Below are 19,067 nucleotides of genomic sequence, written 5' to 3'. Positions count from 1 at the left end.
TGGCGCGCCCAGGAATTGTCCGAAATCGGGCGCGATCACGCCAATCCTTTGGGCCAGCATGACCAAGTTCTCATCGATCAACAACGAGGCGTGGCTCGCCGCCCTCGTTGAGAGCAGCAATGATGCGATCATCTCAAAGACTCTTGACGGTATTGTGACCTCCTGGAACGCCAGTGCCGAGCGCACCTTCGGCTACACGGCCGACGAGATGATCGGGCAATCCATCCTCAAAATCATCCCGCTCGAGCGCTACGACGAGGAAGAGTTGATCCTTGGGTGCATTCGGCGCGGCGAGCGCCTGGACCACTTCGAAACCAGGCGTCGACGCAAGGATGGCACGCTGATCGACATCGCGCTCACGGTGTCCCCGATCAAGGACGAGGCAGGCAATATTCTGGGCGTGTCCAAGATTGCCCGAGACATTACGGAAGAGCGTCGGGGGCGTGAGACACAACGGCTCCTCATGCGGGAGGTCAATCATCGATCAAAGAACCTGCTCGCCGTCGTTGAGGCTATGGTCAGGCGATCGGTCACCAGAACCCCGCCGGCTGAGTTTGCTCGCAGGGTTTCCGCGCGAATAGCGGCACTCTCTCGCACACAGGACCTGATCGTGCGCGGCGATTGGCTGGGTGTCGATCTCAACGAGCTGGTTCTGGCGCACGCGGCTATCGTACCACCCCCGATCCAGGCGCGGTACAGCATCGCTGGGCCTAGGCTCCGGATATCGCCCAACGCCGCCCAGGCTCTGGGTCTGGCGCTCCATGAACTTTTTGAGGGGTCGGCGCTTCGACTGAGAGACGTGGCGGGTGGTGAGGTGGTCGTAACCTGGGTAGGCGATCAGGCCGATCAGTCACTTCAGTTCTCGTGGTCAGAAGCCCTCCATTCCGACAAGGATGAACTCGACGACTTTGCCCGCGACGTACTGAGCAAGGTGTCGCCGCTCTCCCTGAATGGCGTTGCAACTTTGGCGATTACAGACGCGGGGTGGCAGTGGTCGGTGTCGACCACCTCCGATGTCGCGTTCGGGCCCCAGATTGTCGACCCTTTGGGCTCGCAGGGACGTTAGACTTGTTCTGAGCTTGCCGCAGCGCGGAATAATGTGATTTAAGCATTGACAGTCCAGCGGCGGGCGAACCTCCAAATGCATGATGATGAACTCGCAATTGCTGTTGCCGAGACAACGCCCGCCATGTTGTGGATGGGCGACGAGAACGGTCGCTGCCTGTTCTTGAACCGGGCTCTCCGAAAATTCTGGGGCGTGGATCCAGAAGACCTGGGGTCCTTTGACTGGTTCGCCACCCTGCATCCCGATGACGTCGAGATGCTTCAAGCTCCCTTTGCCCAAGCCATGCAGGATCACGCCCCTTTCACTGTGGAAGCACGGTATCGACGTGCCGACGGTACCTTTCGAATTATGCGCACCCAAGCCAATCCGCGCTTTGACGAGACCGGGCGCTTCCTGGGAATGACTGGCGTCAATACCGATGTCACCGACCAGCGGTCTGCCGAAGAGCAGTCGCGCTATCTGATGGGCGAACTGAACCACCGCACCAAGAACCTGCTTGCCGTGGTGCAGGCCATTGCCCGGAGCACAGCGCGATCAACTTTACCCGAGTCATTTCTGGATACGTTTGCCGCGCGACTGGGTGGACTGGCCGCCAGCAACGATCTGCTGGTGGCGCAGGATTGGTCCTCGGTTCATCTTGAAGACCTTGTCATGGGCCAGCTGCGGACGATCGGCGCCGATGAGGATGTCCGGGTGGTTGTAGAAGGGGCGCCCTTTCTTGTCTGCCCGCAGCATGCCCAGGTGATCGGGATGGCGTTGCATGAACTGGCGACAAATAGTCTGAAACATGGTGCTCTGGCTCATCCCGAGGGCCGACTGCGCATCGTCTGGGCCGGTGCGTCCAATGCCAACTGGAAACTGGAATGGGATGAATCGCTGCCCTCAGGGCTCGTCCCGCCGGAGCGCAAGGGTTTCGGCCATGTGGTCATGGTCGATATGGTTGAGCGGGCGCTTGATGGCGAGGTGAAACTCGAGTTTCGACCAAATGGTGTTTTGTGGAGCCTCAATGTTCGCGGTCCCGCGGTAGGCCGCTAGGCGCTGTGGCGCCAACAGCCACGGTCTGAACAGGGCAGGGCCAGATCCTGAGCTCTATTCTGGGGGCAATTCCTCTTCTCGTTTGAGGACAATGCCGTGCCAGGGCGCGTAGCGACCGTCTGGTTGTCGCCACCACCGTTTTCCACCGCGGATGATGGGCTGCCCCAGCTTGCGATACCTTTGCCAAACGCTGGCGATCAGCGCCGTCACCGAGAGAACCTTGAGCCAGATCATCGCTTATTCCGAGGTCAGGAAGCAATCGATGCGGAGCGTGTCTGTCTCGTCTGTCATTCGAATGATGTACTCGTCATGCGCGTGCCCAGAGCCGGCTGGTGAATATTCGAACCGAGCGGGCCAACCTCGATATGCGCCATCCTGCCACACAATAGCTCCAGTACCCGTGTCGAACGAATAGGTCCCCTCCACACCATTGACGACGTAGACCCCTTCATTCAGGTCAATCCAGCCTATCGTTGTCATGTACTGGCGACAGACATAACGACCAACTGGCAGTCCGCCATAGGTGGGTGCGGGTTCCGCGCCTTGCGGTGACGACATCGCTTGCTCGCCGATGACCCGGCATCCCACCAAATGAAAAGTATCCCAGCCCCATGAACTGTCGTCGCCGTGTACGGTCAGCATCGACCCGGGGACCAGTTCTGCAAGCTGGTGCCTGTCGGCTTCATTGAAAGTGCACATCGCTACGCCGAAGGGCCCGTCTGTTAATCTGACATAGTCGGATCCCACGCGTTCAAGGGTGCCAGACAAGGTCACTGTCAGCCCTTCATAACGTTGACGGGCTGCGGCAACGTTTGTTCGGTACGCCTCCCCAATCTGGGCGAGATTGGCCTCAAGTGTCTGCGAGGCGCGAGGTAGAGCTTTGGTCTTGCCGCCCGCGTCGACAGCGGAAGAGTGAACGGCACGCATGCGGTCGGGCGCCATTGAGAAAAGCATCTCCCGCCCACTATAGCTGATGTTGAGAACACCACAGGCTTCATCCTCGAAGGCGTCTGGGCCCGAGACGATCCCCTTGTACCATGCACTGCCAACAAGTATTTCGACCTCGTCACCAGGAATGCAGAGGTCATGCCAGTCCGGACTTAGGGCATCGGATATGGTCGGTGCCGGGCCAATGGCCGGGCCGGCAACGTCCATCAGCTGCACAGCACGCATGCGGTCAGGTGCCATGGAAAAGTGCATGTCTCGCCCGGTGTAGCTCGTATTGAGAACGTCGCAATAGGCCTCCCCATTTATGTCGGGTCCGGCTACGGTACCGCGATACCAGGAACCGCCGATAAGGATTTCCACTTCGGCGTCAGGCGTGCAGATTTGTCGCCAGTCCTGGTCTGCGGTGGACGCAGTTGACAGGGACGTCAACACGGCAATGGACAAACCCGTGGCAGCGACGGAATTTCGCAGCGCTACGATCATCGGATTCTGAACTCCCCCCACTCGAAAAAAGCATAATCGCCAAACTTCAATTCAGCGAGCGAAAGATTGAGTGACGGCCATTCATCGCCCCGCCCACGCGCAGCTCACGACTTGGGCGGCACTCTGACGCGATAGTCGCGACCAATTGGCTCCGGGAAACGAGGGGTATGTTGTTTGGGAAACCTGCGTCGGGTGCTGAAATGGTTAGCAGAAAAGTTGCCAGGCCGGCCTTCGTGCAGCCCGGACGTCGAATAACCTAGTGGCTTGTCGCCTCGGTCAGTCGCGACCGCGGGTTGTGGAACCTGCCGAGGCTACCCCCTTTTTCCAGCCAAGAGGGTCCTCGGCGGGCGGATCGCGCGCCAATTGTGAGCAGTGTCACTCCGCGTTCTAACGAAGTCGAAACGGTTCCCGCGGTATCAAAGCACCTCTTCGACCGATTGGAGCTTGGCACAATGTCGATGGACGGAGATCTGGTTGGCTTCGATTTTGCCGGGATCGTCGAGAACACCCCAAATTGCGTGGCCGTTTTTGATAAGCAGGACTGCTTGATCTACGCGAACTGCGCTTTTCGCGAGGCATTTTTCGTCAGTGGTGTGGGCGTGCACTGGTCCGAAATCATGCGAGACAATTTCAAGCATAACCGAGGTCCAGTTATCGAGACGGACGACATCGAATCGTGGCTGAAAGCGGCCGAGTCCCGTCGTGGAACGGATCTTTATCGCGCTTTTGAAGTCGAACTGCACGGCGGTGTCTGGCTTTGGATCACAGAGACGATGTATCCCGATGGCCAGATGTTGCTTATCGCCGCTGACATTTCACGTCTGAGACCGGGAACGCGCTCTCTTCGCCAGCAACGTGACATGGCCCTGCGAGCATCATTTACTGATGAACTAACAGATGTTCCCAATCGCCGGTATGTTCTGATGCAGCTTGAGGAATGGCGCGAGACTCGTGCTCGGAGTAATGACAGAGATCAAGCATGCATCGCACTGATTGACATCGACCGTTTCAAACCAATCAACGATACTCATGGACACGAGATTGGCGACAAAATACTTGTCGCCTTCTGTGAAGTATTCTTGAAAAAGATCCGCTTGAACGACCTTTTCGGGCGCATCGGGGGCGAGGAGTTCATTTTGTTTATGCCGCACTGCGGTCTGAATGAGGCTGAGCGCCCGCATATCAGACATCGCCTCGACTATCCGCAATTCCCGACCGATCCCAGATCGCCCGGATCTGCGTTATTCATTCTCAGCAGGTCTTCTCGAAGTTTCAGGTGATCATGACATTGAACAGTCGCTCAAACGCGCTGATGAGCTCCTGTACAGAGCGAAGGAGGAAGGCCGAGACCGGGTTGCAGTCTGAAAAGGCCGAGCTTTTTCTCCTGTCCTCAGCGGCAACGAATTGCGATTATCTTTCGTATTGTAAGTAGCGACCGTCCTGATTACGTGTCATTCGAGTGCAGCGCTGATGGTCGCCAAGGATGGTCCGAGCCGGTCAAGGGCCAGTGCTGCACTCTTCCTTTATTTTGGTGCCGCTTCAGCAACCGATTTGCTCGCTCACCAGGGTAATCCGGCAGCACTAAAAATGCTGTTGTAAGGGGCGCGTGCTGGCATCCCAGCGGTGGGGCTAATGTCAGGGCAGAAGCTACCTAATTCGAAGGATAGAGCCTGACCAACCGCAGACGCCCCCGCTGGAGGCGTTGCCGAGGAGAATTGCCCGGCGGGGTAGTTCTCCAGGGGCTGCACGGCGCTGGCCGACGAACCGTTCGCCTTAATCGTTCTCCGATTGGCCGATGTTGGCCAAAGGAGAATGAAAATGGGTATCTCACAATATGACCCCGCCGCCAGAGGTCGGCCGGCGTGGTACGCCGGTCGGCAAGTCGGCGCCAAGCGAGCGCTCAAGTTCCGGCAGATCTGGGCAATCCGGTTCTTTCTGGATCGAGAGTGTTGATTGTCGCCAGGAACGATATGCTTTGTGGTTCAAACTTCAGACGTAAATCCTTGTGGGAGCAGATTTCTATGACCAATACATTTCGTATGATCGCGGTTGGCGCAACGATAGGCCTAGGATGGATGATTTCGTTTGCATCCCTGCCAGCTCAAGCCCAGGCCGTTCAGCTGGTTGTCGGAAACTCTCCATCCGAAGATGTGATTGCGCTTTCGGCCGATGGATTGGACCTCGCACTTTCTTCTCTGCCCGAACTGGTTGAAGACATACTGGAGCGCAGCGGTGTGCCCGGTGCAGCAGTTGCAGTTGTCCACGGGGGCGAGACAGTCTTTTCACAGGGTTTCGGGGTGCGAGAGTTGGGCAAGCCCCAACTTGTGACAGCAGACACAGTCTTTCAGATTGCATCGCTCTCCAAACCGCTCTCAGGAACGGTGGGGGCGATTGAGGTTAGCTCTGGGCGTGTGGGCTGGGACGACAAAGCGACGGATTATCTTCCTTCGCTACGGCTGGCCGACGACTATGTTACGAGCCACGCGACCATCGGCGACTTTTTTGCACACCGCAGTGGCTTGCCAATGGCCGCTGGGGACGATCTTGAGGATATCGGTTACTCGCGCGACGAAATTATCTCCCGCCTCCGTTTCTTGTCCCTTGATGCCTTCAGAACCTCTTACCACTACGCGAATTTTGGAATCACGATCGGCGCCGAGGCAATCGCAGCCGCAGCGGGCCAGGATTGGGAGACGTTGGCGGACGAGGTCCTTTTCCAACCTTTGGGTATGACTTCATCAAGCTTCCGCTACAGCGACTTCCTTGCGCGGGAAAATCGCGCCGCCCTCCATGCGTATGTCGAAGGCAGATTCCAGCCGCTCTATGAGCGGGACGCGGATGCGCAGGCTCCTGCCGGTGGTGCATCATCAAGCGCAAATGACCTCGCCGAATGGCTGCAGCTGCTCCTTGCAAATGGTCAATATGGCGGCGTCGAAATCTTCACCCAGGCCAGTTTCCTTCCGGCAGTGAGCCCCCAGGCTTTTAGCGCTCAGCCGCACTTGATCACTGCGCGGCCGAGCTTCTACGGCTATGGATTCAATGTGGGGACAGAAGCCAACGGCCGTACATCGTTCAGCCATTCGGGCGCGTTTGTCCTGGGGGCGGGAACCAATATGCGTTTCATCCCCTCAGCCAATATCGGCATTGTCGTACTTACGAATGGGGCGCCCATTGGGGCCGCCGAGGCAATAAGCACGCAATTTTTGGAGCTGGTTCAGTACGGTGAGGTGACCCGGGACTGGTTCGGCGGCTACAATTCTATCCTCGCCAACTATCTCACTCCCGTTGGCGACCTCGTTGGCCAAACACCGCCCGAGGATCTCGATGTTGGGCGCACATTGAGCGAGTATGTTGGCGCTTACGACAATCCTTATTTTGGTGGTGCGGAGATAAGACAGGTCGAGTCCGGATTGGAATTCGTCTTTGGTCCCGCCGAGGTCACCCTAGCCATGACGCCGTGGGGTCCGAATCGCTTTGCGGTCGCACCCCAAAATGAAAACGCCCCGGATGGCTCCATCTCCTCTCTTACCTTCGAAGAGGTACAAGGAGAGCCGGCATCGTTCGTAGTCGAGTACCTCAATGGCTACAGACAAGGCCTGTGGACGCGCAGGCCGTAGTCGTCAGAGAATACAAATAACCCCGGCGTTGTAGGCCGCTTCGTCTCTAACTTGCAGGCACGGAATGGAGCGCGATTTTCGAGGGAGTACTCCCGAAAGTTCGGGCGATCGCCGAGACAAGACCGGGAACCCGTGGCGTTCGAGTGAAGCAGTTGCCAACCCAGGTTTGCTCGGTGCCAACGACGGCCAGTTAAGTGATGTGATTTCTCGTACAGTGACCACAGTCACGGCAGGTGTGGGCTCAAAGTTGTCTTCCGCTGGGCAGGAATCCAAGGTCTAGTTAGGGTCGAGGGCGCCGGTTCATCCGGTATGCGCTAATGTCCGCTTAGTCGCTTGGGCATTAGAAAACCCGCCAATCCGCTTCCGGCCCCGCTGGAGGCGCTACCGAGGAGAATTGTGCGGCAGGGGGTAGTTCTCCCGAGGCTGAACGGCGCTGGCCGACTAACTGTTCGCCTTAATCGTTCTCTGATTGGCCGATGTTGGCCAAAGGAGAATGAAAATGGGTATCTCACAATATGACCCCGCCGCCAGAGGTCGGCCGGCGTGGAACGCCGGTCGGCAAGTCGGCGCCAAGCGGGCGCTCAAGGTCCGGCAGATCTGGGCAATCTGGTTCTTCCTGGATCGAGAGGGCCGGATGCGCGACCGAGCACTGTTTGATCTGGCCATCGACAGCAAGTTGCGCGGTTGCGATCTGGTCAAGCTCAAGATCGGCACACTGGTGACAGGTCATGACATTCGCGCCCGGGCGATGGTGATTCAGCAGAAGACCGGTCGACCGGTGCAGTTCGAGATCACAACGGACGCCAGAACAAGTTTGCTGGCGTGGCTCGAAAGGCGAGGGGGCTCGGTAGAAGACTTCGCGTTTCCCAGCCGGGCGGATCCGAACGATCATTTGAGCACAAGACAATATGCTCGACTGGTGGACGAGTGGGTGACCGCAATCGGTCTTCGCAAGGAGGAGTATGGCACACACTCGCTCCGGCGCACCAAGGCCTCGCTCATCTACAAGGCGACCGGCAATCTCCGCGCTGTGCAGATCCTTCTTGGTCATACCAAGATCGAAAATACGGTTCGGTATCTGGGCGTCGATGTTGAAGACGCACTGGAACTGGCGGAGCACACAGAAGTCTGACGATCAGCGGCCCCACCGCAGGTGAGGCCGCACGAGATGAAGCCGGCGGCTCACGATCCCGGCTCGAAACCGGCAACCGGACAGTCAGCAATTCCGTGATCGCGTCTCTTCCAATGAGCACATCCGGACCATCGCCGATGCGCCCATTCCTGCCATTTATCCGGCATTAGCAAGTGCCCGCCAGCGGACTGACGGCTATCACCTCACATAACCTAGACCGGAGCGGTGGAAAGGGCGCTGGTCGATCATGGGTGACCGCCTATCGAGCGATGGTCGCAATCGTATGGAGAGCCTCCAGACAGGCAGCTGCGGCTTCCCGGCCCTTGTTGTGCTCATCCATTCGGCTGCGCAGGATGGCCTGTTCGTCCGTATAGGTGGTCAAAATGCCAAAGGTGATGGGTTTGCCGGTCTCAAGTCCGGCCTGTATCAAGCCATGGGCAGTTGCCTCGCTAATATATTCGAAATGGGCCGTATCGCCCTTGATGACGCAGCCGAGGCAAATCACGCCGTCGAAGCCCGATTGCGCCAGCCGCTTGGCGATGAGTGGAATTTCGAAGGCGCCAGGCGCCGAATAGACGTGGTCCGGTGCAATCGAAACGCCGTTTTCGGCGAGATGGGCCAGTGCACCGTCGCGCAGGCCGTGGGTGACCTCGGGATTGAACTGGCTGACGACAAGGGCAAGGCGATATGTGCTTTCAGACATTCTGGTTCTCATGTTCCTGATGGGTGAAGGTGTGGCCGAACTTGTCCCGCTTGGTCGCGAGATAGCGCCAGTTATGGGGATTGGCCGGGATTTCGAGCGGCACGCGCTTGGTGACATCGATGCCGAACTGTTCGAGCGACAAGGCCTTGTCCGGATTGTTCGACAGGAGCCGCAGGCTTTCGATACCGAGCGCGCGCAGGATCTGCCCGGCAATCCCGTAGTCGCGGGCATCGGGTGCAAAACCCAGAGCCGTGTTGGCCTCCACCGTGTCGTGGCCCTGGTCCTGCAGGGCATAGGCGCGGATCTTGTTTGCAAGGCCGATGCCACGCCCTTCCTGCCCGCGTAGATAAATGAGGGCGCCGCCATCACCAGTGGCGATCTGGCGCAGGGCCTCTTGCAATTGCGGTCCGCAATCGCATCTGAGCGAACCCAGTGCATCACCTGTCAGGCACTCCGAATGCAAACGAACCAGCGGCGTGCGCCCCAGGGGGTTGCGGATTAGTGCCAGATGCTCGGTGCCGTCCAACCGGCTGCGGAAGGCGCGCACCTCCAGTGGGACCGGCGAGTGTTCGGTGGGCAATTCGGACCGCGCCACCTCGTCCACCCAGGTCTCGTTGGCGAGGCGATGGGCAATGATGTCCCTTATGGTGAGGATGGGAAGATTGTGCTCCCGGGCAAAGACCTCGAGATCGGGCCGCCGCGCCATCTGCCCGTCGTCCCGCATGACCTCGCAGATCACGCCGGCGGGCCGCAGTCCGGCCAACCGCATGAGGTCGATCGCCCCTTCGGTATGGCCATCGCGCGCCAACACGCCATTGTCGGCGGCCCGCAGGGGAAAAACATGTCCCGGAGAGGCGATATCGGCGGGCCGTACCTCGGGATCGGCGGCAACCGCAACCGTTCTGGCCCGGTCATGTGCTGATATGCCCGTGGTGATCCCCTCGACGGCCTCGATGGACACGGTGAAGGCGGTGGAACGACGGGCCCGGTTGTCGGCCACCATCTGGGGCAGGCCCAGCCGGTCGACCTGCTCGCCGGTGAGTGCCAGGCAGATCAGGCCACGCCCGAACCGGGCCATGAAGTTGATCGCCTCAGGTGTCGCGAAGTCGGCTGCAATGACCAGATCGCCTTCATTTTCGCGATCCTCGTCATCGACCAGGATCACCATGCCGCCATTGCGCAACTGGCTCAGGGCTTGAGATAGGGCAGACATAGGCGCTCCACATATTTGGCCATGACGTCGACCTCGACATTGACATCGTCGCCAATGGCGAGGGTGTTGAGATTGGTGTGCTCCCAGGTGTGGGGGATGATGGTCACCAGCACGGCAACGCCCCCGTCCCGCTGGTCTAGGTCATTGATAGTGAGGCTGATGCCATTGAGGGCGATGGAGCCTTTTTCGACGCAATAGCGTCCAAGGGCGTCGGGCAGCACAAAGACATGCTTGTAGGCGCCATCGGCCTCGACCCGCTCCACCAGTCGCGCCAGTCCGTCGACATGACCCTGCACCAGATGGCCGGAAAGCCGCGTGTCGAGCGTTACCGCACGTTCCAGATTGGCGTATTGTCCGACGGCGAGGCCACCCAGATTGGTGCGCGCCAGCGTTTCGGGGCTGATGAAGAAACGGGCGCGGCCGGCGCCATCGAATTGGGTGACCGTCAGGCACACGCCATTGACTGCAATGCTCTCGCCCAGCGACAAGTCCGGCCAGCCGCTCTCAAGTTCGATCTCCTGCGAGCCGCCATTGGGCGCGGCCAGAGAGACGCGTGCGCGTTTTTCAATGATGCCCGAGAACATCGTTTTCCTTTCCGTGTGAATAAGCTTGGGAAGCCGGGTTGTGCCGAACGGTTACCCGGTCGGTCCCGTCGGGATTGGCGGCCTGTTCGATCAGGACATGCTCGTCCCAGAGGCCGCTTGTGAGCAGATGCGCGGTCAGGGTCGGACCAGCTTCGACCAGCACTTCCATGCCGCCCGCCATGCCAATCGCTTGCAAGGCGTGGTGCACGTCATCGGCCAGGTGCAGGGCAAAGCCGCGCTCTCGGGCAGCATCCAGATAGGTCTCGGTGACCCGCCGGCGCCGGTCCAGAATGGCCAGCATGCGTTGCTTTTCCGGATGGTCTGGCACCCGCCGCACGGTAAAGAGAGGGTTGTCGGCCAGCACTGTCCCCGAGCCGGTCAGGATGGCATCGGCCCGGCGCCGCAGACGATGGGCCAGGTCCAGCGATGCAGCGCTGGTAAAGGTCTTGCGCCCGGCAGCCGGCACCATGCTTCCCGACGCGGAAATGGCCTGCTTGATGGTGATGAAAGGCAGTCCGGTCCGGACGCGTTTTGCGAATGGCGCGAGCAGCCGGTTGGCTTCTCCAAACAGCACAGCGGCCTGGGGGTGGTGCAGATCGGACAAGATATGCACATCGAGCCCCGCTGCGCGCAGGCGTTCGGCGCCTCCGCCCGTGACCCTGGGATTGGGGTCACAGCAGGCAATCCAGACCTGGCGTGCGCCTGTGCTCAGAATGGCCTCAGCGCAGGGTGGCGTGCGGCCGCGGTGATTACAGGGTTCGAGCGTCACCACGACACTGTCGATTTTATCGGCAAGCCCGGCGGCGCGAGCCTTGTTGATGGCGTCAGCCTCGGCATGAGGCATGCCTGCCCGCCGATGTGCGCCGGTAGCCAGTTCCCGCCCATTGGCGTCAAGCAGCACGCAACCGACCGGCGGATTTGGCGCGGTTGCGCCTTCATGGGCCCGCGCCAGATCCAAGGCACGCGCAAAGGCGCGCAGGATCGGCTGCGGCGGAAAGTCTGGATTGGGGTAAACTGCGCTTTCGTCCATGCCCGTCCCGTCGTCACCAAAGACGCGTTCCAGGGCAAATGACGACAAGCACGCGCTGTCCGGTGAACGGAAAGCGCGCGTCGACGATCATCGGTTCTCTTCCATCCGGACTATACCGTCGGCCCCGGAATTACACCGGGTCTGCTGACCCCATCCCGAAGGATGGGCGCTCGCGGGCTGATGTGCACAAAGACACAATTACCGCCGGTGGGGAATTGCACCCCGCCCTGAGAACACTCATCCGCATTGAATAGGGAGCGCGGGCCGCAAGATCAAGTGGGCACAAAGGCGTAACCAGTGAGGCCCTGTCACCTGTGCTTGCTATAGGTGGAATTCGGGTTGTGACTGCAAAGCGGCACGATAACTGCCCCGCCGATCAGCAAGGCGCCCCTGTTCAGACGTTCGCTGATCGGGATGCCCTACTCGGAGCGGACCGGCGGCTCGTAGAGCAAACGTGCACTTGGGTTGCAAAGTCGGGGTCTTTCGACGGAACGCCCAAGATGATTGGTCGTGGAACGCAACCGAAGTGGCAACCTCGCGACGCTGTTTGATCTGCGTCAATCAAATACCAAGTTGATTACGAAGAGTGGGCACCAGATGTTGATCCATTCTGAAATCGAGGCACATGATGTAGATCAAGACCGCAACTTGGAATCGATTCATGACCTCAGCCACTGCCACCCTTCCTCACATCGATATCCGCGCAAGCATCGACGAATACCTCGACCAGTCCGACTGGCGGGTGAATGCCAATGCCAATCAGGGCTACTCCCTAGGAGGCTTGATCCTGAACACGGCCGGCAAGGTCGTCGCCAACTACTGGCTCTCCCATGTCTACCCCGAGGCGATCGGGAAGGCGCATCGCGATGCCGACATCCACATCCATGACCTCGACATGCTCTCGGGATATTGCGCCGGCTGGTCCCTCCGGATGCTGCTCGAGGAGGGACTGAACGGCATCCCGGGAAAAGTCGAATCGGGTCCGCCGAAGCATTTCTCGAGCGCGGTCGGGCAGATCGTGAATTTCCTTGGCACCCTCCAAAACGAATGGGCCGGCGCGCAAGCCTTCAGTTCTTTCGACACTTATATGGCGCCCTTCATCCGCAAGGATGGGCTCGACTACGCCCAGGTCCGCCAGTCCATCCAGGAATTGGTCTACAATCTCAACGTGCCGGCCCGCTGGGGCACGCAGGCGCCCTTCACCAACCTGACCTTCGACTGGACCTGCCCGCAGGATTTGCGGGACCAGGTTCCCTTCATTGGCGGGGAGGACATGGATTTCACCTACGGTGAGCTCCAGGCCGAGATGGACATGATCAATCGGGCCTATATCGACGTGATGACCACGGGCGACGCGATGGGGCGCGTCTTCACGTTCCCTATCCCGACCTACAACATCACGCCCGACTTCATCTGGGACAGTCCGAATGCCGACCGACTGTTCGCGATGACGGCAAAATACGGGCTTCCCTATTTCCAGAACTTCGTCAATTCCGATCTCGAGCCGCACATGGTGCGCTCCATGTGCTGCCGGCTGCAGCTCGATCTGACCGAGTTGCTCAAGCGCGGCAACGGCCTGTTCGGCAGCGCTGAGCAGACGGGGTCGCTGGGCGTCGTGACGGTCAATTGCGGTAGGCTCGGATACGTTCATGCCGGCGACGAAGCTGGTCTCATTGCCCAGCTCGACGACCTGATGGACCTGGCGCGCGACAGCCTCGAGATAAAGCGCAAGGTCATACAGGGCCACATCGACGGCGGGCTGTATCCGTATACCAAACGCTATCTAGGTGATCTGAAGAACCACTTCTCGACGATCGGTGTGAACGGCCTCAACGAAATGGTCCGCAACTTCTCCTGGGATGTGGACGACATCACCACGGATGCTGGACGAGCGCTGGCAATCCGGCTTCTCGACCACGTGCGCAGCCGCATCACCGGCTACCAGGAGGAAACCGGCCATCTGTACAATCTCGAGGCGACGCCTGCGGAAGGCACAACCTATCGTTTCGCCAAGGAGGACCGAAAGCGATTTCCGGGAATCCTGCAGGCTGGCACGGACGAGAATCCCTACTACACCAACTCCTCGCAGCTGCCGGTCGGCTACACCGACGATCCGTTCGAGGCGCTGACCATGCAGGACGAGCTGCAGTGCAAGTACACCGGTGGCACGGTTCTGCATCTCTACATGACCGAAGCGCTATCCAGCGGCGATGCCTGCCGCAAGCTGGTCCGGCGCGCGCTGGAGAACTTCCGGCTGCCCTACATCACCATCACGCCGACATTCTCGATATGTCCGACGCATGGCTACCTTTCCGGCGAACACCAGTTCTGCCCGAAATGCGATGAGGAGCGCATCGCCAAGAAACGCTCCGCCCTCGTCAACTGAGCTCACGAAAGGAACCTGTCATGAGCATCCACCCAACCGATCTCGTCGCCAACCGCTCCCACGAACCGCTCCTGCTCGACAGCGAGCGCCAGCCCTGCGAGGTCTGGACCCGCGTGATGGGCTATCATCGCCCAGTCTCCTCGTTCAACCGGGGCAAGAAGGGTGAGTTCCGCGAACGTCGCTATTTCCGCGAAGCGAGTGCGAAGCTTGACTGAGATCCGCGTCGGCGGATTGGCTCGGCTGTCGTCCTGCGACTGGCCGGGCCAATTGGTCGCCACCATATTCTGCCAGGGCTGCCCTTGGGCCTGCCGCTATTGCCACAACCCTCATCTCATTCCCGCCAATGGCGATACCCAGATCGACTGGCAGACAGTGTTGACCTTTTTGAAGGGCCGCTGCGGTCTCCTGGATGGCGTTGTGTTCTCCGGTGGCGAGCCTACGCTCCAGCCACACCTGGAAAGCGCCATCAAGCAGGTCAAGGCAATGGGCTTTCGCATCGGCCTGCATACCGGTGGTCCCTATCCTGGGCGTCTGGCGCAGATCCTTCCCCTGGTGGATTGGGTCGGGTTTGATATCAAGGCTCCGAAGAAGGCATACGATCGGATCACGGGCGCGCGGCACAGTGGCAACAAGGCCATGCGAAGCCTTCGTCTGTTGCTCGATAGCGGGGTTGCCTATGACCTGCGCACCACCGTGCATCCGGATCTACTGAGTAAAGAAGAGTTGCTCGAGCTCGCCGCCGAGGTCAGCGACGCCGGCGGCAAGGATCATCGCATCCAGAAGTTCAGGCCAGATGGGTGCGCCGATATCGACCTTGTTAACAGCCTGAACCTGGTTTCCGGTGACAGTGGACAGAGATAGAATTCTTGCCGCTACTTGGCGGAGGTGATGCGACAAGGTGTCCTGGAGTTCATTCCGTTAGCGCCGCTCACTTGGTCAACACTCCGAAGCGACAGGTTTGTTGATCGGCGTCAATGAGCGGCCGGTTGGAAGGCGTATTCGTGTCGGCGTGTTCAAATGGAGACCACGATGAAGCGCCTTTACCTGCCTGCGATAGTGGCCGTCACCTCTCTAATTGCAAACACTGCTCCGTCATTTGCCCATTCGACCTTGGAAGTCCAGGAAGCCAGCCTCGGCGCCGGCTACAAGGCCGTGCAGCGCATGCCCCATGGCTGCGGCACCGAAGCCACCCACACCGTGCGGGTGCAAATTCCGGAAGGCTTCTACAATGTGAAGCCTATGCCCAAGGCCGGTTGGAAGCTCGAGACCGTCACCGGCCCCTATGAAAAAACCTATATGAACCACGGCACCGAAGTGACCGAGGGCGTCAAGGAAATCGTCTGGTCGGAAGGCAACCTGCCCAATGAGTGGTATGACGAATTCGTCTTCCGCGGCACCTTTGCAGACACGCTCGAGCCCGGCCTCTTCTACTTCCCCTCCATCCAGGAATGCGCCAATGGCGAGGAGGCCTGGATTGACACGACAGGGTCCGAGGACGCCGAAATGCCGGCGCCGAGCCTGGAACTGGTCGAAGGAGAACACCACAGCCATTGAGTTGTGGTGCAGACAAGCAGTGGGCCGCCGCCTCATTGAAAGCACCGAAAGAACGAAGATCCTCCGATGTTCGCACCGGAGGATCAAACCCTCAATTGCGGAGAAGTCAAATGACCCTCAAGCTATTTTTCGCGGGCTTGGCGCTCGCCCTCGCAATGCAGGTACCGGTTCCGGTCCTGTCCCAGGAACGTGCCATGCAAACTGTCGATCGCGTTCCAGCGGTCGTTGTGGGCGACATTTCGATCTTCGGACCTTTCACTCGAGCGACATTGCCAAATGCACCCGTGGCGGGAGGCTTCCTCTCCATCGTCAATAGCGGCGACGAGGTCGACCGTCTGGTCTCTGCCCATGCGGCCATTTCCGGCGAGACGCAAATCCATGAAATGGCGGTGGAGTCAGGCGTGATGAAAATGCGCCAGCTCGCTGATGGTCTCGAGATTCCCGCCGGAGGCGAGGTCGTGCTGGCTCCCGGTGGTTATCATCTGATGTTCATGTCGTTGTTGCAGCCCATCATCGAAGGCGAACGTGTTCCTGTCACATTGGTATTCGAGAAGGCCGGCGAGATCCGGGTGGAATTGATCGCCGGCGGGGCGGCCGCTGACAAGGCGGCAAATCAGATGCCGGGGCATTAGCATGCGAACCCATGGCTGGACCGTGGCGCTATGGATCTCGGTGGTTGCCGTTGGCCTCGTGGCGATGGTTCACAACTTCTTCGAGACAGAACCTGCCCATAGCACGGCGTCGACACTGGGACGGGGAGACTACGCCCTCCTGACCACGCAGGGCGAAGCCTTTACGGCAGACACTCTCGTCGGCAGGCCCTCCATGCTCTTCTTCGGGTTCACCCACTGCCCGGAGGTCTGTCCAACATCGTTGGCCGAAATGACGGCGTGGTATGAGTCATTGGGTGCCGAGGGCGATGGTCTGGATGCCTGGTTCATCTCGGTAGATCCAGCCCGCGACACGATTAAGTTGATCCAAGATTATGTCGGCTGGACCGAGCGGGTCGTGGGCGTCACCGGAACCGAGGTGGAAGTCGCCAAAGCCGCTGCCTCTTGGGGCGTCTACTACCAAGAGGTGCCACTTGATGGCGGCAACTACACCATCGACCACACCGCATCGGTTTTCCTGGTCGATGCTCAAGGGGAATTCGCCGGGACAATCAATTATCGCGAACCAATGGAGTCGGCAGTGACCAAGCTTAGGTCGCTCTTGGCCCAACCTCGCTAGCAAAGGAGCATGAGCCGAGCGGCGACGCCAAGGCGGGGGCTCCAAACCTGAACTCGCACAGGAGGAAGTAGAACCATGTGGAAGGTTCTCTTTGCTCTGGCATGCGTGGCAATCTTTGCGTCAACTCTAGGCGCTTACTGGGCCTATCGCCATTCGACTTCGCAAACTGACCTCGCTTTTGCTGAGCTCGTTTCACGTGCCAAACCATCGCTTGGCGTCTACGATCCGGTCATGGTGTCGGGTCTGCCGGAAGTGGCCAGACGGTATTTCGATAATGCCATCGAGCCAGGAACGCCTCTTCGCACCACCGTTCGGCTCCGGATGCGCGGGGTCTTCCTTTTGGGCGATAGGCAGAACCAGCAAACCTACCAAATGTCGGCCCGCCAGGTTCTGTCGCCTCCGGCAGAATTCGTATGGGTCCCCACCATGGCCTCGGGTCCGTTGCGGATAACCGGTTCCGATGCCTTGGTGCGGGGCCACGCTTGGACGCGCTTCTGGATCAACTCCCTCGTCCCGGTCGTCAACGAGCATGGTTCATCGGATCTCAATCGGTTGGCGCTGACACGCGCAGCAATGGAGTCGATCTGGGCACCTGCCAGCCTCTTGCCGTCCAACGGCGCGCAATGGCTGCAAACAGGTCCGAATTCGGCTCGCGTGACTTTTCCCACCGGCATAGAACCGATCGAGCTCACGCTTGCTCACGATGGTTCTGTTGTCGAAGTCTTGTCTATGCGATGGAGTGCCGAGAATCCCGACAGGCAATTCCGGCTCCAACCCTTTGGTGGGACTGTCGAGGCGGAGGCGCGATATGGCGGGTTCACGATTCCCCGCTCAGTGAAAATGGGCAATCACTATGGTACCAGTGAGTACATTCCCTTCTTCCAAGCGGAAATGGACGAGGCCGAGTTCTACTAGAGAGAGCCTGACATCGGCATCGTGTCCGCTGCTCAGTTGCCATCTCGGCCTAATGCGGCTCGGCAGCGGCCTCTACCGCGAGCGGTGCCTCCGGCAACTCCTCACCCTGCAGAGCCGGTGGCACTTTCCAGCCCGGGTCGACACCAGTCATATCCGGCAACTCGTGCGCAATGCCTTTGTGGCAGTCGATGCAGGTTGCTTCCCCGGTCAGCAGGTACTGGCTGTGGATCTCAGCAGCGCGCGGTGCCTGTCGCGACAAGTCCATCGCCACGGCCGAATGACAATTGCGGCATTCAAGACTGTCATTCGCCTTCAGCCGAGCCCATTCGTGCTGGGCGAGCTCGAGGCGATGCTCAAGGAATTTCTGACGCGTATCGATGGAGCCAAAGATATGTCCCCAGACTTCTTTCGATGCCTGCATCTTGCGCGCGATCTTGTCCGTCCAATCGTGCGGCACGTGGCAATCAGGGCAGGTTGCCCGGACGCCCGAACGGTTTGCGAAATGCACGGTGCGAGTCAATTCCTCGAAGACGTTGGCCTCCATCTCGTGACAGGAAATGCAGAACTCCTCGCGATTGGTGAATTCCATCGCTGTGTTGAAGCCGCCCCAGAACAGGACGCCTCCCATGAACCCGCCGAGAGTCAGCACGCCCAAGCCCATGGTGCCGGCCGGCGTGATCAGTATCTTCCAGGCCCAAAGGACGACCGATTTTATCCAACCGAACAGTTTCATTCCGAGCCCACAGGTTTGGCGCCGAGATCGATCATGTCCACGAAGTCGTTCTCGACCAGGGGAGCGACGTCGGCCTGCGGCACATGGCAGGCCGTGCAGAAGTATCTGCGGGGCGATACGTCGGCCAGCATCTGTCCCTCGCGAGTCATGAAATGGGTGATGCTGATCATGGGAGCTCCGGACCCTTGCGTGAACTCCCTATTGTGGCACGACATGCAGCGGTTGGTGTTCACCGACAGCTGGTAGCCCTGGATCGAATGAGGGATCACCGGTGGCTGTTCGGGGTAGGCCCGCATCTGCCGCACGTCGTCCGTGACCCAACGCGGAATTGGGTCGGCCTCGACATTGGACATCGGGTCCGCCGGGCCACGCAATTCGGGCGCGAACTGCGCCAGCGCGCTGCCGGCGAGGATACCGACTGCGAGGATGACGCTCATG

Annotated in this window: 20 protein-coding genes and 1 riboswitch; of the genes, 12 read left to right on the top strand and 8 right to left on the bottom strand. The window is 59.6% G+C overall.

The features are described 5' to 3' along the window. Nucleotides 1-58: 58 nt before the first annotated feature. Together DDE76_RS14055 and DDE76_RS14050 are read left to right on the top strand one after the other, a co-directional pair. Complete coding sequence (locus DDE76_RS14055) at nt 59-1,066, top strand: PAS domain S-box protein (RefSeq protein WP_104891424.1); 1,008 nt, start codon at nt 59-61, stop codon at nt 1,064-1,066. Nucleotides 1,067-1,141: 75 nt separating this feature from the next. Further along, complete coding sequence (locus tag DDE76_RS14050; RefSeq protein WP_104891423.1) at nt 1,142-2,101, top strand: sensor histidine kinase; 960 nt, start codon at nt 1,142-1,144, stop codon at nt 2,099-2,101. A 54-nt stretch (nt 2,102-2,155) separates the two neighbouring features. Here DDE76_RS14050 and DDE76_RS19580 read toward each other — a convergent pair whose 3' ends face one another. Further along, the gene (locus tag DDE76_RS19580; protein WP_157955809.1) at nt 2,156-2,335 is read right to left on the bottom strand and encodes a hypothetical protein; all 180 of its coding nucleotides are present in this window, start codon (nt 2,333-2,335) and stop codon (nt 2,156-2,158) included. Between the two features lie 3 nt (nt 2,336-2,338). After that, nucleotides 2,339-3,532 carry a hypothetical protein gene (locus DDE76_RS14045; RefSeq protein WP_104891422.1) on the bottom strand — a complete coding sequence of 398 codons (1,194 nt, stop codon included), beginning with the start codon at nt 3,530-3,532 and terminating at the stop codon, nt 2,339-2,341. A 452-nt stretch (nt 3,533-3,984) separates the two neighbouring features. On the opposite strand from DDE76_RS14045, the gene DDE76_RS14040 reads away from it, so the two are divergent. The 3 genes from DDE76_RS14040 (at nt 3,985) to DDE76_RS14020 (ending at nt 8,281) form a co-directional block, all read left to right on the top strand. Further along, nucleotides 3,985-4,812, top strand: coding sequence for a sensor domain-containing diguanylate cyclase (locus DDE76_RS14040; protein WP_104891421.1), 828 nt, complete (start codon nt 3,985-3,987; stop codon nt 4,810-4,812). Between the two features lie 741 nt (nt 4,813-5,553). Continuing rightward, nucleotides 5,554-7,149 carry a serine hydrolase domain-containing protein gene (locus tag DDE76_RS14025; protein WP_157955808.1) on the top strand — a complete coding sequence of 532 codons (1,596 nt, stop codon included), beginning with the start codon at nt 5,554-5,556 and terminating at the stop codon, nt 7,147-7,149. Between the two features lie 499 nt (nt 7,150-7,648). After that, nucleotides 7,649-8,281, top strand: a complete 633-nt coding sequence (locus DDE76_RS14020; protein ID WP_104894688.1) for a tyrosine-type recombinase/integrase — start codon at nt 7,649-7,651, stop codon at nt 8,279-8,281. 259 nt (nt 8,282-8,540) lie between these two features. Here DDE76_RS14020 and ribH read toward each other — a convergent pair whose 3' ends face one another. From ribH to ribD, 4 genes are read right to left on the bottom strand one after another with little or no spacing between them, the layout of a single operon-like run. After that, nucleotides 8,541-8,984, bottom strand: coding sequence for a 6,7-dimethyl-8-ribityllumazine synthase (ribH, locus tag DDE76_RS14015; protein ID WP_104891419.1), 444 nt, complete (start codon nt 8,982-8,984; stop codon nt 8,541-8,543). Beyond that, on the bottom strand, nt 8,977-10,197 hold the full coding sequence (ribB, locus tag DDE76_RS14010; protein ID WP_104891418.1) for a 3,4-dihydroxy-2-butanone-4-phosphate synthase: 1,221 nt from the start codon (nt 10,195-10,197) through the stop codon (nt 8,977-8,979). The genes ribH and ribB overlap by 8 nt, the downstream gene beginning before the upstream one ends. Beyond that, on the bottom strand, nt 10,173-10,781 hold the full coding sequence (locus DDE76_RS14005) for a riboflavin synthase (protein ID WP_104891417.1): 609 nt from the start codon (nt 10,779-10,781) through the stop codon (nt 10,173-10,175). The genes ribB and DDE76_RS14005 overlap by 25 nt, the downstream gene beginning before the upstream one ends. Continuing rightward, entirely contained in the window at nt 10,762-11,859 is a 1,098-nt protein-coding gene (ribD, locus tag DDE76_RS14000; protein ID WP_245891942.1) for a bifunctional diaminohydroxyphosphoribosylaminopyrimidine deaminase/5-amino-6-(5-phosphoribosylamino)uracil reductase RibD, read from the bottom strand. The genes DDE76_RS14005 and ribD overlap by 20 nt, the downstream gene beginning before the upstream one ends. 41 nt (nt 11,860-11,900) lie before the next feature. Continuing rightward, nucleotides 11,901-12,050, bottom strand: a riboswitch (FMN riboswitch). Between the two features lie 422 nt (nt 12,051-12,472). On the opposite strand from ribD, the gene DDE76_RS13995 reads away from it, so the two are divergent. The 7 genes from DDE76_RS13995 (at nt 12,473) to DDE76_RS13965 (ending at nt 17,896) form a co-directional block, all read left to right on the top strand. Continuing rightward, a complete protein-coding gene (locus tag DDE76_RS13995) occupies nt 12,473-14,197 on the top strand; it encodes a ribonucleoside triphosphate reductase (protein WP_198650920.1) in 1,725 nt (574 codons plus the stop codon). Between the two features lie 20 nt (nt 14,198-14,217). Next, nucleotides 14,218-14,412, top strand: coding sequence for an anaerobic ribonucleoside-triphosphate reductase (gene nrdD, locus DDE76_RS20055; RefSeq protein ID WP_104891416.1), 195 nt, complete (start codon nt 14,218-14,220; stop codon nt 14,410-14,412). Continuing rightward, on the top strand, nt 14,360-15,058 hold the full coding sequence (locus DDE76_RS13985; RefSeq protein ID WP_245891940.1) for an anaerobic ribonucleoside-triphosphate reductase activating protein: 699 nt from the start codon (nt 14,360-14,362) through the stop codon (nt 15,056-15,058). The genes nrdD and DDE76_RS13985 overlap by 53 nt, the downstream gene beginning before the upstream one ends. A gap of 168 nt (nt 15,059-15,226) precedes the next feature. Beyond that, on the top strand, nt 15,227-15,751 hold the full coding sequence (locus tag DDE76_RS13980) for a YcnI family copper-binding membrane protein (protein WP_104894686.1): 525 nt from the start codon (nt 15,227-15,229) through the stop codon (nt 15,749-15,751). Continuing rightward, on the top strand, nt 15,748-16,383 hold the full coding sequence (locus tag DDE76_RS13975) for a copper chaperone PCu(A)C (protein ID WP_198650919.1): 636 nt from the start codon (nt 15,748-15,750) through the stop codon (nt 16,381-16,383). The genes DDE76_RS13980 and DDE76_RS13975 overlap by 4 nt, the downstream gene beginning before the upstream one ends. Nucleotide 16,384: 1 nt before the next feature. Continuing rightward, a complete protein-coding gene (locus DDE76_RS13970) occupies nt 16,385-16,981 on the top strand; it encodes an SCO family protein (RefSeq protein ID WP_104891413.1) in 597 nt (198 codons plus the stop codon). Nucleotides 16,982-17,056: 75 nt separating this feature from the next. After that, nucleotides 17,057-17,896 carry a DUF6544 family protein gene (locus DDE76_RS13965; protein ID WP_157955807.1) on the top strand — a complete coding sequence of 280 codons (840 nt, stop codon included), beginning with the start codon at nt 17,057-17,059 and terminating at the stop codon, nt 17,894-17,896. A 49-nt stretch (nt 17,897-17,945) separates the two neighbouring features. Here the strand turns inward: DDE76_RS13965 and DDE76_RS13960 are convergent, their stop codons facing one another. Then, a complete protein-coding gene (locus tag DDE76_RS13960) occupies nt 17,946-18,629 on the bottom strand; it encodes a NapC/NirT family cytochrome c (RefSeq protein ID WP_104891411.1) in 684 nt (227 codons plus the stop codon). After that, nucleotides 18,626-19,066: a nitrate reductase cytochrome c-type subunit gene (locus DDE76_RS13955; RefSeq protein WP_425430635.1), complete on the bottom strand. Its 441-nt coding sequence runs from the start codon at nt 19,064-19,066 to the stop codon at nt 18,626-18,628. Before DDE76_RS13955 ends, DDE76_RS13960 begins: the two co-directional genes overlap by 4 nt. Between the last annotated feature and the right edge of the window lies 1 nt (nt 19,067).

The organism is Devosia indica, assembly GCF_003056405.1.
Classification (GTDB): domain Bacteria; phylum Pseudomonadota; class Alphaproteobacteria; order Rhizobiales; family Devosiaceae; genus Devosia; species Devosia indica.
Note: the sequence above shows the minus strand (reverse complement) of the source record. Positions and strands in the feature narration are given on the sequence as shown.

What these genes read in the sequence shown, in the direction of transcription:
- DDE76_RS14025 (WP_157955808.1), top strand. Translation starts at nt 5,554, where the DNA reads ATGACCAATACATTTCGTATGATCGCGGTTGGCGCAACGATAGGCCTA.
- nrdD (WP_104891416.1), top strand. Translation starts at nt 14,218, where the DNA reads ATGAGCATCCACCCAACCGATCTCGTCGCCAACCGCTCCCACGAACCG.
- DDE76_RS13955 (WP_425430635.1), bottom strand. Translation starts at nt 19,066, where the DNA reads ATGAGCGTCATCCTCGCAGTCGGTATCCTCGCCGGCAGCGCGCTGGCG.
- DDE76_RS13980 (WP_104894686.1), top strand. Translation starts at nt 15,227, where the DNA reads ATGAAGCGCCTTTACCTGCCTGCGATAGTGGCCGTCACCTCTCTAATT.
- ribB (WP_104891418.1), bottom strand. Translation starts at nt 10,197, where the DNA reads ATGTCTGCCCTATCTCAAGCCCTGAGCCAGTTGCGCAATGGCGGCATG.
- DDE76_RS19580 (WP_157955809.1), bottom strand. Translation starts at nt 2,335, where the DNA reads ATGATCTGGCTCAAGGTTCTCTCGGTGACGGCGCTGATCGCCAGCGTT.
- DDE76_RS14005 (WP_104891417.1), bottom strand. Translation starts at nt 10,781, where the DNA reads ATGTTCTCGGGCATCATTGAAAAACGCGCACGCGTCTCTCTGGCCGCG.
- DDE76_RS14050 (WP_104891423.1), top strand. Translation starts at nt 1,142, where the DNA reads ATGCATGATGATGAACTCGCAATTGCTGTTGCCGAGACAACGCCCGCC.
- DDE76_RS13970 (WP_104891413.1), top strand. Translation starts at nt 16,385, where the DNA reads ATGCGAACCCATGGCTGGACCGTGGCGCTATGGATCTCGGTGGTTGCC.
- DDE76_RS14020 (WP_104894688.1), top strand. Translation starts at nt 7,649, where the DNA reads ATGGGTATCTCACAATATGACCCCGCCGCCAGAGGTCGGCCGGCGTGG.
- DDE76_RS13995 (WP_198650920.1), top strand. Translation starts at nt 12,473, where the DNA reads ATGACCTCAGCCACTGCCACCCTTCCTCACATCGATATCCGCGCAAGC.
- DDE76_RS14045 (WP_104891422.1), bottom strand. Translation starts at nt 3,532, where the DNA reads ATGATCGTAGCGCTGCGAAATTCCGTCGCTGCCACGGGTTTGTCCATT.
- DDE76_RS14055 (WP_104891424.1), top strand. Translation starts at nt 59, where the DNA reads ATGACCAAGTTCTCATCGATCAACAACGAGGCGTGGCTCGCCGCCCTC.
- ribH (WP_104891419.1), bottom strand. Translation starts at nt 8,984, where the DNA reads ATGTCTGAAAGCACATATCGCCTTGCCCTTGTCGTCAGCCAGTTCAAT.
- DDE76_RS13965 (WP_157955807.1), top strand. Translation starts at nt 17,057, where the DNA reads ATGTGGAAGGTTCTCTTTGCTCTGGCATGCGTGGCAATCTTTGCGTCA.
- DDE76_RS14040 (WP_104891421.1), top strand. Translation starts at nt 3,985, where the DNA reads ATGTCGATGGACGGAGATCTGGTTGGCTTCGATTTTGCCGGGATCGTC.
- DDE76_RS13960 (WP_104891411.1), bottom strand. Translation starts at nt 18,629, where the DNA reads ATGAAACTGTTCGGTTGGATAAAATCGGTCGTCCTTTGGGCCTGGAAG.